Below are 12,799 nucleotides of genomic sequence, written 5' to 3'. Positions count from 1 at the left end.
GTATCTATCCTCCTATTTGGCTACGAATGCTATAGCAATGCCAAGGAAAAAACCGGCTATTACCTCTACCGGGGTATGCCCGACTAACTCACGTAGGCGTATCTCTTGGATTCTTCCTTGCCAATAAATATCATCCATTATTTTGTTTAAAATCCTCGCCTGCTTGCCTGTAGAGCGGCGCACTCCCTGCGCATCAAACATCACCACTACAGCAAAAGAAGCTGCTAAGGCAAAAAATACACTATTAAAACCGTACTGCAAGCCTATGGCTGTGGCAAGGCATGATGCCCCGCAGGCATGGCTTGACGGCATGCCGCCGGTACCAACGAACCACCGGAAATCAAATCTTCTTGTACGCACCACGCCGATTGTGACCTTTATAGTCTGGGCGATTACCCAGGCCGAAAGCGTAGTCATGAATATTTTGTTACTGAAAAATTCATAAAATATATCTTTTATCATCTACTATCCTGTGCCGCAGGCGATACTTCCACCCTGGTCTTTTGAGTTACGGAAGGCACCCCATCTTTTATTACAAACCCCTGGTTGCCATCTGAATCTGTTTGCTTGTTAACAGACGCGTCCTTACCTAATTTCCGCGACAAACGCCTATGCCTTTTTAATTCCCTGATAGCCTTTTTTAACTCTACTATTGAGCTTAATTTTGCCGTGAGCTGGCTGTTTTCAGAGATAATTTCCGTGTTCTTGGCCTGCAGAGCGTCTCTTTCAACCTTGAGAATGGAAAATTGCGAGCTAAGAGTATCTAATTCGTTTTCTTTCTTAGTATAAGCACTGAATAATCTTGAAAGCCGCTGTTTACTAGCCCTTAGATAATCCCTTAGCCCTGCACTTTCCTTAATGAGCTTTTCTCTGGCTTCTTTTTCTTTCTCCAGTGTTTGCAAGAGGTTTTGCTTCTCCTCATTAAGAGATACTATCTGCTGTTCTTTTTCTGCTAAAGTATTATGCAGTTGCCTGTTCTCAACAAAAAGGGCGACATACCTATAAGCGGCAAAGAGGATTATTCCTGCCAAAAAAGCAAAAAAAACGCCATTAACTCGTTTCATGGAGCTCCCTTTATTATTAAGATTATATAATAGACAACCTAAAAAGCAAGGCTTTTTTGGTATAAACCCGATTTTAAGCATCTTTAGATGTTAAAATCAAATTTATTATCATAATATTAAAAGCTTACCTGTCTATTTAAGATTACCTATGAACACAGAAATATGATATAGTTATAGCTTACTGGTAACTTGTTATGGTGCCAAAATAATGTTATGAGGATATCCGAAGCCGTAAAAATAAGAATGTTAAGATTTTTAGGCTCTTTCTCCGAAAAAGAATGGAGAATGAACGGGCATTCTAAAAAAGACCTTCCTTACATAATAAATATCTTCTTATCCCTTTTGCCGCACATAGAAGGCGGAAATTACTTTGAGTTAGGATGCGGTACAGGGATACTCTGTAAGTTTATCTATTTATTCTCCCCTTCAAAAATAATCCCTTACGGCATAGATTTAAGCCAGGAGAATATATCTTTGGCTGCAAAAAACAATCCTAAATTCCGCGCTAATTTCTTTCACGGTGATTACTTTAGGTTTGATTTTACTCAAATCAGGGAGATATCTACGGTAGTTATATTTATTTCTAGCGATAAGCCTTGGGATAGGGTCAAATCATTGATCATTAAGCTGTTGAGTAAAAATAAGTGCAACAAAATTATACTCTTTTGTTATGAAGAAAACTTCCTTGGCTCAGAGACAGTAATCAGTAATATTTTTGATATGCTGCTTAAAAAATACAACTACGCATTATGCCGTGACAATAAATTTGTTGTTTTTGAAAGGCTTCCTTTTGTTCCCTAAACACAAGAATCCGGTTAAAGTAAAAATATCCAGCTCATCCGCGCCGGAATAAAACTAATAATGAAAATGTATTTTGCATTGGTTTAACCGCAGCCTTGTTTCTCAATGCCTTTCAATTCTCCTGTACTGGATAGCCTCGGATATGTGTTCTGAAGAAATAGCCTCTGCTTGCGCTAAATCAGCTATGGTACGTGAGACCCTTAATATTTTATCATAAGCCCTGCCGGATAAAGCCAGCTCCGAAACAGCTGTTTTAAGCAGGCCTTCAGCATCTTTTTCTAGATAGCAGTACTTATTTATCATTTTGGCATTCATCTGTGAATTATGAAAAATACCTTCGTTTTTAAACCGCTCTAATTGCGTAGAACGTGCGCCTTCAACACGCTTCTTTATCTCAGAAGACGGCTCTGCTTGTTTGTTTTTAACCAGTTCGTTAAATTGCAACGTTGGGACATCAATACATATATCTATCCTGTCTAACAGAGGCCCGGACATCTTGCCCCTATAATGCGCGATCCTTGATGAAGTGCATGTACATGGAATGCCCGGGTTTCCGAAATTACCGCAGGGGCAGGGATTCATAGCGCAGACAAGTAAAAACCTGCTTAAGAAAGTCAGCGTATTATTTGCTCTGGCGACGGTAATCCTGCCTTCCTCCAAAGGCTCCCTAAGGCTCTCTAAGGCATCCCTGCGGAATTCCAACAATTCATCAAGGAATAATACTCCGTTATGTGCTAAACTCACTTCTCCCGGCTTAGGATCCTGGCCTCCACCGACAAGAGCAATTCCCGAAGCACTGTGGTGCACAGAACGAAACGGCCTCCTGGAAATCAAAGGGTCTTCAATTGACAATAACCCCCGTACGCTATAGATCTTTGTAACCTCGAAAATCTCCTCTTTACTCATGGATGGCATTATAGTCGGCAACCTTCTGGCAAGCATGGTCTTTCCCGAACCGGCAGGCCCGGACATGAGAATATTATGAAAACCGCAGGCTGCAACTTCTAAAGCCCTTTTTGCGAAATACTGCCCTTTTACTTCAGAAAAATCCAGCCCGTAATCACTGTTTTTATTAAACTTATCCAAATCAGACTTAACGGGTTCAATAACCTCGGGATTAGATAATATGTTTATTGCCTGTTTTAAATCTCTTGCTTTGTAAACATTGACCCCTTCTATTAAGGCTGCCTCAAAAGCATTTTCGGGAGGTATGATTATATTATCCACTGAGCTTAGCTTCTTTAAAAACATAGCTATTGCCAAAGCTCCTTTTATCGGCTTGATCGACCCATTTAAAGATAGCTCTCCAAGGAACATAAACCTTCCCAGGGGTTCTAAGGGTATCTGGCCGCTTGAAGCCAATATCCCTAAAGCAATTGGTAAATCAAAACACGAACCTTCTTTTTTAATGCAGGCTGGGGCCAGATTTATTGTTATCCTGCTTACGGGAAAATCATATCCTGAATTTCTTATCGCGGCCCTCACTCTGTCCCTGCTCTCCCTCAAAGACTCATCAGGGAGGCCGACTATAGTAAAACAAGGGAGCCCTCCGGAAACATCAGCCTCGACTTCAAGAAGTGATGCTTCTGTGCCATATGTATAAGATGTAAATACTTTTGAAAGCATGGGTTAAATTATCATTAACGTCTTATTACCACTATATAAGACGCCAAAAACATGATTATCTAACCGGGTATTTTATTTAATCCTGAATTATTTAAGAGGTGGGTTTAATCGGCTAGCCTTACTCGCGGTTCTTTCCTGCGTTCATATAAGGAGACAAATTTAGCGATTGCTTTTCTGTATTCTTCCGGCGGGTCAACAAATTTTATTCCGCACCTGTAACCCAGAGTCCTGACAAAAGCGCAATACCTTATTTCCCCCATTGTTATCATTTTATCCTTTAAGCCGAAGAGCGTTCCGTCTATCTCCATCTCTATGATGAGTTTCTTCGGTAAGTAATACTTTGATACTATCCCTATTCCCATCTCGCTTATATCCAGCGCGTGTGCTTCAAACCTTGATCCGCAAGTGAGAGCAAATTTTTGCTGCTGGTCAGCAGGGATGGTTGAAATAATGGTAATATTTATATCTACTCTGGGGGTAATCCTTGTTTCCATAGTTATGTCAAACTTAAGCGTTTTATCTTTCTCTGCTCCAGGCCGTCTATAAACTTTTCAAGCTTATTCTTCTGCTCTTTATCCAGCTTATTAAACTTTACACCGATAATAAACGGATAAGGGCTGCCTGAACGTTTATCGCTGAAAACAACTTCTGCCTTCATAGGCAAAATATAACCCTCGGCAGGCAAAAGATCAACTTTTTCTCCTTTAGGGATACTGCAACTGCAGGCGATCCCTGCTCCGGCCTTACTGATATCCAGAATATAACCCTTACAATAACTGCCCTGGCCATACCCGATATCAACATAAATTTTGTCGGTCATAATTGAGCTCTTTTTTAACAAACTATTATAATTAATTCTACTTTAACTTATAAAAAAAGCAAGGACTAATGGCGCTTTTTCTTAGTTACTTTCTCTTTGATATTGATTAAATTCAGGAATATGTTTACAATCTGCGGGTCAAAATGCGATCCGGAGCCATTTTTGATGATTTCTATGGCTTTGTCTTTAGAAAATGCCTTACGGTAAGGGCGGTCCGAAGTCAAAGCCTGGTATACATCTGCCAATGCGACTATTCTTGCGCCTACAGGTATCTCTTCGCCCTTTAAACCGCCCGGATAGCCCTTACCATCCCATCTCTCATGATGGTAAAGTATCAGCGGGATTATGGGGTGAAGGAACTGTATAGGGCGAATGATATCTACGCCTATTTGGGTATGCTTCTGTATCTGTTTAAATTCTTCCTTAGTTAATTTATCTTTCTTGTTTAAAACGTCCTCGCTTATGCCTATTTTTCCCAAATCATGCAGTATCGCTGCCTGTTTTATATGCTCGATTTCTTCCTGAGGCAGATTCATGGCCTTTGCTATCTGCGTGGCATACCCTACTGTTCTCTCAGTATGCTCACCAGTGCCATGATCCCTGACTTCTATTGTTTTAGCAAAAGCAAAAACGGCTTCAATCAGATTTTCCTTGGACCTTTTATTAAGAAGGTTGACCCTTCTCTGCAGAGACTTGACATTATCATGCGCCTTGTGATTAACCTTAACCCTGGTTTTTACCTTTTTTAAATCCAGGGAGCAGGAAACGGCATTACCGCCTTTTTCTTTTATTTTATTTACAATCTCTGCGGCTTCATCAATAAGGTCCATCCCCTTTACTGATTTATCTTCCGGGTATGAGACTACAGCCACACTCATGCGTATTTTAACTGAATGTATTTTGTTGCCGAAATTATACAAATTGACAGCATCTAATAATCTTTGTGCTAAAACCAAGGCTGTGGACCTATCTGCCCCCGGAGAGATTATTACAAACTCCTCGCCGCCGAACCTGACGATGATATCATATTTACGCACCATCTTCTTAAGCTGGGTTGCAAGCTGTTTTAAGACCATGTCTCCAAATTTATGCCCGTACACATCATTTATGGATTTAAAATAATCCACGTCCATCATTATCGCAGATAAAGGATGCGCATATCTTCTTGCGCGGTAGAATTCAGCTTCGATAATTTCGGTTAAATAACGGTGGTTATATACGCCTGTACCCAGGTCAAGCAAAGCCAGCTGTTTAAGTTTCTTGTTGGTCCTATTGAGTTCAAGGTTCATATGGGCAATTTTCTTTTCTACGGCTTTGCGCTCCGTGATATCTTGCCCGGAACTGATAGTGGCAACTATCTTGCCTCCGGGATCTTTTATCAGGCTGTTATGCCAAAGTATAACTTTTTCCTTGCCATCCCTGGTTATAACAGGATTCTCTGCCTCTCCGAATTCTTTAACCTTGCCTGCCATCAGCTCCTCAAAGACCTCTTTTACCTTATTCCTGTATTTCTTAGGCAAGAATGTATTAAACCAGTCTTTGCCTATAATCTCCTTATAATCATTATAGCCGAGTACGTTGCAGCCCTTTTTATTTATCAATCTTACTTTGGAATCTTTATCTATAATCAATATTATGACATTCGCAATATCCAGGTACATCCGTATCTCTTCTTTGCTTTTTTCAAGCTTATCCTCGAATTCCTTTCTCGCCGTTATATCTACTAAGTTCACAAAAATCGCCGGCCTATTCCGGTAATTTATCAACGATGCCTGCACTTGCCAATAGATCACCTTGCCATCTTTAGCTATACCCCTGGCTTCATAAACACTCGGGGCATCTTTTCCCGTTAGACGCAGGTGATAATAATTTCTCACCTTTTCTTTATCTTCGGGATGGACAAATGCAAAAATATCCTCATTCAACGCTTCCTGCTGGGAATAACCCATAACCTCCATCATTTTTGGGTTAACAAATACGATCTTCTCATCTTGAATAATAAAAGCACCAAACAGCGAGTTATTAACAAGCGCCCTGTATGTTTCTTCGCTTTCCCGCAGAGCTTCTTCTGCGCGTTTCCTTTCATTGATTTCTTTACGCAGATCCTCGTTTATCTTGGCTATCTCTGCAGTGCGCACCTTAACCCTTATCTCTAATTCCTGGCGGGCCTCTTTTAATAACTCTTCTTTCTTCTTTCTTTCGGTTATATCAAATATTATCCCGATTATTCCGGCCTTATTCCCTTTTTCATCATAAAATACCTCTTTATAGAATTCGACATTATGCCTTAAGCCGTCTGCGCCAAGAACCGCTGTTTCATACTTCTGGGACCCGCCTTTTTCACATAACTCCTGGTCCCGCTCTTTATGGTTAATCGCTAGATCAACCGGAGAAATATCATATGCGCTCTTGCCTATAATATCGCTTTTATCCAACCCGAGGTATTGCTTAAAGGCCAGGTTGCAACCCAGATAATTGCCTTTTAAATCCTTGTAAAATATTGGGATAGGGAAATTATTTATAAGACTTTGGAAGGATAATAGCTTTTCTTGAAGAGATAATCCGGTTTTTTCTTTAGGTTTATCCATAAAAACCCCTATTTAGGTTTAACGGCAGCAGTAAGTAAAATATAGCATAACCTTGGGATAAAAGTCAAATCTCCGGACAAAAACTTTTCAATTAGCTTAATGGGTGTTTAGTTCGTTTCAGGCTACTTGCTGATTAAAGCCTTGATCGCGCGTATATGGCCCAGCTCCGCATCTTTAAGCTGTTTTAAAAGCTTAAGCAAGGATGCATTCTTTGTCTGCTCTATAATCTTAGAGTAGAACTCATAGGAAGATTTTTCTTTTTCCAGCGCCAGATTCAGGATATCGCTTGCTGTAAAAGGCTTGCTAAATTTGTCTTTTCTCAAATATTTCATGGTATCTCCTTTTTATTCGGAATTGCCCAAATCTATCATATTTGTATCGCCATAAACATCAGTCAAAACAGGATTTGAAAGCCGGCTCATCTTCTGGGTAACTTCTCCTATGCGGTTAAAATAACTTTTGATCAGGACCAATCTTTCTTTTATTGAATTATCGAAAGAAGATTGAGACATATCGCTTTCAAGCATTTCCAAATTACCCCTTATTACTAAAAGAGGATTATTTATTTCATGCCCCAAAGATAAGGCAGTCTCTGTTATCGCCGCCAATCTTTTCTTTTCTACAAGTTCCTGCTGCATATTCATTATCTGGCGGCTGAACTCTATTAAATTAGATATCAGGTCCCAAAGCAGCTTCCTGCCGATAAAAATACCCAGAAGCAATAAAACCATGGCGGTAATCATTATATAACCGACATCGCCTACGAGTATTTTAAACGAGCTGACCTTCACCACCAATAAATAAAGAAAAACCAAAAACGGGATTACGCCTATTAAGCAAATTGCATTATTAAATTCTCTCCTTGCCTTAATTTGAATTTCTTCTATCTTCATTTTACCCTCCTGGATATGGCTTTCTGCGCTTATTACCTATCTTTCATCAGCGCTAATGTCTCTGCACGAGTCTTTTCGTTTTCCTTAAAAATACCCCTGACTGCCGATGTGACAGTAAGTGTACCCGGCTTTCTTACACCACGCATAGACATACAAAGATGCTCTGCCTCTATGACTACCATAGCTCCTAAAGGCCTCAATTTAGACATAATGATCTCGACTATTTGAGTAGTGAGCCTCTCCTGGACCTGCGGCCTTCTTGCCAGAATATCCACCACTCTTGCCAATTTACTTAACCCCGTTACTCTGCCCTTGCGCGGTATGTAGGCTATATGCGCTTTGCCTATAAAAGGCAAGAGATGATGCTCGCATACGCTGTATAAAGGCACATTCTTGAGAAGTATTATTTCATGATGTTTCTGGTCCAGTATAACTTCTAATTCTTTATTCGGGTCCTGGCTTATACCGGAAAAAATCTCTTCATACATCTCGGCGACTCTCCTGGGGGTATCCAATAGATCTTTTTTACGCGGGTTCTCGCCTATTGCCTCCAGTATCTGCCTTACCGCATCTTCGATCTTCTTTTTATTCATTTCTTTCATTTTCTCTCCTACTTACCTATACAGAAATCATTGAATATCTTATCTATTAAATCCTGGTTAAAATTCTTCCCCAATATCAAGTCCAACTGGGAAATAGCCTCTCTAAGGCTTTGCGCAATCAACTCTGCGGATAATTTATTATCCATTAATTCCCTGGCTTCAGCAACAAGTTTATTTGCGCTTTTTAAGGCTTCGATGTGCCTGAGGTTGCTGATTAGCACAGATTCTGCACCGTAAGAACCCTTAAAAGCCCATTCTGTAAAAGTATCCTCAAGGATATTAATATTCTTGTGTTTCTTTACTGATATTTCTATGACTTTATCAAAATACTTCTTTATCTCTTCCTTGCTGATCCTTGCCTTGAGGTCGATTTTATTTATTACTGCAATGCATTCTTTTTTGGAAAGCTTTTTAATAAGCATCCTGTCATGCTTATCCAATTTCTTTCCCGCATCAAATAACAGCAATAATAAATCTGCTGATTGTATATATTTTCTCGAGCGCTTCAAAGCTTTCTTTTCGATTACATCCCTGGGTTTCAGCATCCCTGCAGTATCAACTATGCATACAGGAATCCCTCTTATATCTATCATCTCTTCTATTGTGTCACGGGTCGTACCTGCAATATGAGTGACTATAGACCTCTCTTCTTTTAATAATGCATTGAGAAGGGAAGACTTACCCACATTAGCCTTGCCGCATATAACAACCTTTATTCCATCACGTATAATCTTACCCTTATTTGCGCTGTCGAGAATCCCGGATATGCGTGAACGTATATCATCCGCTGCCTTGCACAATCTGCCAAAATCAATCGAACCAATCTCTTCTTCAGGAAAATCTATATTAGCCTCAAGCAACGCCAAAATCTCTAAAATACGGCTCCTTATGTCCTCTATTTTGACCGATAAAACCCCGGCAAGCTGCCTGGCGCCTACTCTAAGGGCCATCTCCGTCTTTGCGCTGATAACGTCCAACACCGCTTCTGCCTGGGCCAGGTCAATTCTGCCGTTTAGAAACGCGCGCTTTGTAAACTCGCCGGGTTCAGCCAATCTTGCCCCATTAGCCAAGGCTAGATCTAAAACTGCGCGCATAGCAACTGGGCCGCCATGACAATTTATTTCTATTATATCTTCTTTAGTAAAAGACCTGGGCGCACGCATCACAGTAAGCAAGACTTCATCCACAATATTATTCCGAGGCAACTCATTCTCTTTATTCTGTGAACTGTGAACTATTAACTGTGAACTATCTACTATCCACCCATAATGGATAGTATATGTCTTAAAACCGCTGGGCAATTTCTTATCCTTGGAAACAAAGATCCTATCGGCAATTGCGATAGCATCGCTACCGCTTATACGCACTATTCCAATACCCGAATCACCCGACGAAGTAGAAATAGCTGCTATAGTATCAGAGGTATATTTTAACTTGCCCATGATAATACCCTGGCCTCTCCAACAAGAAATAAAGATCCGGTTATAATTACAAGGTCTTCTTGAGCCGCGTTATTGATAACTTCAAGTCTGGCGGATCTTAAATCGGAGGCAATAAACTTGTGTTGTGTCCTAAAAAACAGGCTTAATTCGTTAGGTTCAACTGCCCTGGGGTTATCCGCTTTGGTCAAAATTACAATATCGCTAATTTTATCAAGCTCCCTGCAGAATCCTGCTATATCTTTGTCATTGGACATTCCTATCACTGAGATCACGCGTTTAAATTTAAAGTTATTTAACAGCGTCTCCCTGAGAGCTCTTGCCGAAGCTTCATTATGGGCTCCGTCTAAGACAACAAGAGGTTTCCTGGAGACCACCTCGCACCTTCCTGGCCAAGAAGTGTTTTTTAACCCTTCTCTTATGCATTCAGGCCGGGAATGAATTCCAAGAAAATGCAGCGCTTCTACTGCTGCAACAGCAGTAACTGCATTCATTAATTGGTGTTCGCCGGCAAGCTTTATCTCCAAATCATGATATTCTCCGAAAATACCTTTGATCCATAATTTCCCGGCCTTATGGCCATATAAGATATCCTCTCCTACCCTGTATAGCCTTGACCCCGTATCCTGGCATTTTTTCTTAATTACTTCCGTAACTTCTTTTTCTTGAGGCGCACAAATGACTATCGGCCCCCTTGATTCCTTGATTCCTTTTATTATCCCAGCTTTTTCATAGGCAATTTCACCAAGCGTATTGCCTAATTTCTGTGTATGCTCATAACTTATCGGGGTGATTACACTGACTAAAGAATAAACCGTATTAGTAGCATCAAGCCTGCCTCCAAGCCCTGTTTCAAGGACGACAAAATCCACATTTTTCCTTAAATAATAAATAAACGCTATCGTAGTATAGACTTCAAAGAAAGAAAGCGGGCCATATTCCGATTTACTGCAATAATCATCAAAAACCGCTTTGTATTCTGTGACTATCCCGGTTAATTCCTGCTCAGTTATCATCCCTTCAAAATCACACTGGCGGCTGAAAGCTGACGCCTGATAACTTAAGACTCTGATTCTTTCTCTAAAATCATTCAAATGCGGAGATGTATATAGCCCTACTTGAAAACCGCAGGCCCTTAAAATATATGCGGCAAAAGAGCAAGTCGAACCCTTGCCCTTGGAACCGGCAACATGCACACACCTTAATTTATGCTGGGGATTACCGATCAGATCCAAGAGGCCTTTGACCCGTTCAAGTTTACAAGATTCTTTATACGGGTAAACCGGGATCTTTTCGTAGTTTATAAAGGATTCTAAATACTTGAGAACTTCGGGATAGGTCACTTCTTGTGATTATTCTCCAGCCAGGAAACTAAAAAAGCGGGCTTGTCAATGCCTGAAATGCCTGATACCGGTAAATACCATAGAAATACCATATTTATCGCAGGCTTTTATTATTTCCTTGTCCGAAATCGAGCCGCCCGGCTGTATTATCGCCTTCACTCCTGATTTAGCCGCCAGCACCACGGCATCTGCCTTCGGAAAGAAGGCATCAGAAGCAAGACAAGAGTTCTTTATCTGGCCTGATGATTTAATTTTAGCTATAGTAACAGAATCTACCCTGGACATTTGGCCGGCACCTATGCCTACGGTTTTATTGCCCCTGGTAAGGACTATCGCATTTGATTTTACGTGCTTTGCCACCTTCCATCCGAAAATTAAACTCTGCATTTGAACTTTGCTTGGTTTTTTCTTAGTAACTATTTTAATCTCTTTCAAATCAATGGTCTTTACATCTTTATCCTGCAAAAGCAGTCCTCCGCTGACCCTTTTTAAATCGGTATCAAGCATAGGGCCTGAATCCTTCAACGTAAGCACCCTAAGATTTTTCTTATCCTTGAAATATCCTTTTGCCTGCTCATCATAATCTGGGGCAATTATACATTCCAGGAATCCGCTCTTTGCAATCAATTTCGCAGTTGTTAAATCAAGCTTTCTGTTTAATGCCACTATCCCGCCAAATGCCGAAAGTGAGTCGCATTTCCATGCGCTAAGATATGCCTTGGAAAGGCTATAATCTTGCGCAACGCCACAGGGATTATTATGCTTGACTATTACAGCTGCCGGATTTTCAAATTCATTGACAAGCTCCCATGAGCTGTTTAAATCAAGGATATTATTGAAAGATAGCTCTTTGCCCTGGAGCTGTTTTAAATTAATGATACCCCTATTTTTGTTTTTTTCCTTATAGAATGCTGCCTTTTGATGAGAGTTTTCTCCATATCTTAGGTCCTGTATCTTCTCAAATGTAAAACTGACTTCGCTAGGAAATGCGGTATCTTCTGTTTTACCGCTAAAATAATTGCTCAGATAATTATATATCGCATTGTCGTAACGGCTGGTATGCAAGAATACCTCTACACCCAGGCTGCGCATAAGCCCTTCCGGGATCGAGCCGTTATTTGCCTTTAGTTCACTTATAACCTGGGAATAACGACTGGGGTTACATACCACAACTACTGAATGGGCATTCTTAGCCGCGGAACGAAGCATTGACGGCCCGCCGATATCGATATTCTCGATTACCTCTTCAATAGTAACACCCGGCTTCTGGGTTGTTTTTTCAAAGGGATATAAATTTACGACTACGAGGTCTATCAATCCTAAACCCAGGTCAGTTAACGTAAGCATATGCTGGCTGTTCTCTCTTAATGCAAGAAGCCCGGCATGGATCTTAGGATGCAATGTCTTAACCCTGCCATCAAGTATTTCCGGAAAACCCGTATAATCCGAAACATCTTTCACGGATATTTTGTTTTCGCGCAGGAGTTTAGCTGTCCCTCCCGTAGAAAGAATCTCGATACCCATTTTGTCCAGCTCTTTTGCAAAATCCAATATGCCTGTTTTATCGGAAACACTTATTAAAGCGCGCTTCACCTGGGCCATGGCTGATGTTCTCCTTTCGAT

The 12,799-nt window shown here is 40.7% G+C and carries 13 protein-coding genes; 1 reads left to right on the top strand and 12 read right to left on the bottom strand.

Annotation, left to right across the window (positions count from 1 at the left end; all coding sequences use genetic code 11):
• Positions 1-12: 12 nt before the first annotated feature.
• Positions 13-462: a divergent PAP2 family protein gene (locus C4533_00415; protein ID RJP29491.1), complete on the bottom strand. Its 450-nt coding sequence runs from the start codon at positions 460-462 to the stop codon at positions 13-15.
• Positions 459-1,145, bottom strand: a complete 687-nt coding sequence (locus C4533_00410; GenBank protein ID RJP29490.1) for a hypothetical protein — start codon at positions 1,143-1,145, stop codon at positions 459-461. The genes C4533_00415 and C4533_00410 overlap by 4 nt, the downstream gene beginning before the upstream one ends.
• A gap of 162 nt (positions 1,146-1,307) precedes the next feature.
• On the opposite strand from C4533_00410, the gene C4533_00405 reads away from it, so the two are divergent.
• Positions 1,308-1,865: a class I SAM-dependent methyltransferase gene (locus C4533_00405; GenBank protein ID RJP29489.1), complete on the top strand. Its 558-nt coding sequence runs from the start codon at positions 1,308-1,310 to the stop codon at positions 1,863-1,865.
• A gap of 102 nt (positions 1,866-1,967) precedes the next feature.
• Here the strand turns inward: C4533_00405 and C4533_00400 are convergent, their stop codons facing one another.
• From C4533_00400 to purH, 10 genes are all read right to left on the bottom strand, one after another.
• Positions 1,968-3,491, bottom strand: a complete 1,524-nt coding sequence (locus C4533_00400) for an ATP-binding protein (protein RJP29488.1) — start codon at positions 3,489-3,491, stop codon at positions 1,968-1,970.
• 104 nt (positions 3,492-3,595) lie between these two features.
• Positions 3,596-3,985, bottom strand: a complete 390-nt coding sequence (locus C4533_00395; GenBank protein ID RJP29487.1) for a PilZ domain-containing protein — start codon at positions 3,983-3,985, stop codon at positions 3,596-3,598.
• A 2-nt stretch (positions 3,986-3,987) separates the two neighbouring features.
• A complete protein-coding gene (locus C4533_00390) occupies positions 3,988-4,311 on the bottom strand; it encodes a PilZ domain-containing protein (protein ID RJP29486.1) in 324 nt (107 codons plus the stop codon).
• A 65-nt stretch (positions 4,312-4,376) separates the two neighbouring features.
• Positions 4,377-6,899, bottom strand: a complete 2,523-nt coding sequence (locus C4533_00385; protein RJP29485.1) for a PAS domain S-box protein — start codon at positions 6,897-6,899, stop codon at positions 4,377-4,379.
• Between the two features lie 122 nt (positions 6,900-7,021).
• Complete coding sequence (locus C4533_00380) at positions 7,022-7,231, bottom strand: hypothetical protein (protein ID RJP29484.1); 210 nt, start codon at positions 7,229-7,231, stop codon at positions 7,022-7,024.
• 12 nt (positions 7,232-7,243) lie between these two features.
• The gene (locus C4533_00375) at positions 7,244-7,792 is read right to left on the bottom strand and encodes a hypothetical protein (GenBank protein RJP29483.1); all 549 of its coding nucleotides are present in this window, start codon (positions 7,790-7,792) and stop codon (positions 7,244-7,246) included.
• Between the two features lie 32 nt (positions 7,793-7,824).
• Complete coding sequence (gene folE / locus C4533_00370) at positions 7,825-8,394, bottom strand: GTP cyclohydrolase I FolE (GenBank protein RJP29482.1); 570 nt, start codon at positions 8,392-8,394, stop codon at positions 7,825-7,827.
• 8 nt (positions 8,395-8,402) lie between these two features.
• On the bottom strand, positions 8,403-9,836 hold the full coding sequence (mnmE, locus tag C4533_00365) for a tRNA uridine-5-carboxymethylaminomethyl(34) synthesis GTPase MnmE (GenBank protein RJP29481.1): 1,434 nt from the start codon (positions 9,834-9,836) through the stop codon (positions 8,403-8,405).
• Positions 9,824-11,176, bottom strand: a complete 1,353-nt coding sequence (locus tag C4533_00360) for a bifunctional folylpolyglutamate synthase/dihydrofolate synthase (GenBank protein RJP29480.1) — start codon at positions 11,174-11,176, stop codon at positions 9,824-9,826. The genes mnmE and C4533_00360 overlap by 13 nt, the downstream gene beginning before the upstream one ends.
• A gap of 45 nt (positions 11,177-11,221) precedes the next feature.
• Positions 11,222-12,778, bottom strand: a complete 1,557-nt coding sequence (purH, locus tag C4533_00355; GenBank protein ID RJP29479.1) for a bifunctional phosphoribosylaminoimidazolecarboxamide formyltransferase/IMP cyclohydrolase PurH — start codon at positions 12,776-12,778, stop codon at positions 11,222-11,224.
• Positions 12,779-12,799 lie beyond the last annotated feature (21 nt).

The sequence above is a fragment of the Candidatus Omnitrophota bacterium genome (assembly GCA_003598025.1).
In the GTDB taxonomy this organism is placed as follows: Bacteria; Omnitrophota; Gorgyraeia; order Gygaellales; family Profunditerraquicolaceae; genus Profunditerraquicola.
The sequence above is the reverse complement of the archived record's forward strand: the minus strand, read 5'-3'. Positions and strand labels throughout refer to the sequence as shown.

What these genes read in the sequence shown, in the direction of transcription:
- C4533_00415 (RJP29491.1), bottom strand. Translation starts at nt 462, where the DNA reads ATGATAAAAGATATATTTTATGAATTTTTCAGTAACAAAATATTCATG.
- C4533_00410 (RJP29490.1), bottom strand. Translation starts at nt 1,145, where the DNA reads ATGCTTAAAATCGGGTTTATACCAAAAAAGCCTTGCTTTTTAGGTTGT.
- C4533_00405 (RJP29489.1), top strand. Translation starts at nt 1,308, where the DNA reads ATGTTAAGATTTTTAGGCTCTTTCTCCGAAAAAGAATGGAGAATGAAC.
- C4533_00400 (RJP29488.1), bottom strand. Translation starts at nt 3,491, where the DNA reads ATGCTTTCAAAAGTATTTACATCTTATACATATGGCACAGAAGCATCA.
- C4533_00395 (RJP29487.1), bottom strand. Translation starts at nt 3,985, where the DNA reads ATGGAAACAAGGATTACCCCCAGAGTAGATATAAATATTACCATTATT.
- C4533_00390 (RJP29486.1), bottom strand. Translation starts at nt 4,311, where the DNA reads ATGACCGACAAAATTTATGTTGATATCGGGTATGGCCAGGGCAGTTAT.
- C4533_00385 (RJP29485.1), bottom strand. Translation starts at nt 6,899, where the DNA reads ATGGATAAACCTAAAGAAAAAACCGGATTATCTCTTCAAGAAAAGCTA.
- C4533_00380 (RJP29484.1), bottom strand. Translation starts at nt 7,231, where the DNA reads ATGAAATATTTGAGAAAAGACAAATTTAGCAAGCCTTTTACAGCAAGC.
- C4533_00375 (RJP29483.1), bottom strand. Translation starts at nt 7,792, where the DNA reads ATGAAGATAGAAGAAATTCAAATTAAGGCAAGGAGAGAATTTAATAAT.
- folE (RJP29482.1), bottom strand. Translation starts at nt 8,394, where the DNA reads ATGAAAGAAATGAATAAAAAGAAGATCGAAGATGCGGTAAGGCAGATA.
- mnmE (RJP29481.1), bottom strand. Translation starts at nt 9,836, where the DNA reads ATGGGCAAGTTAAAATATACCTCTGATACTATAGCAGCTATTTCTACT.
- purH (RJP29479.1), bottom strand. Translation starts at nt 12,778, where the DNA reads ATGGCCCAGGTGAAGCGCGCTTTAATAAGTGTTTCCGATAAAACAGGC.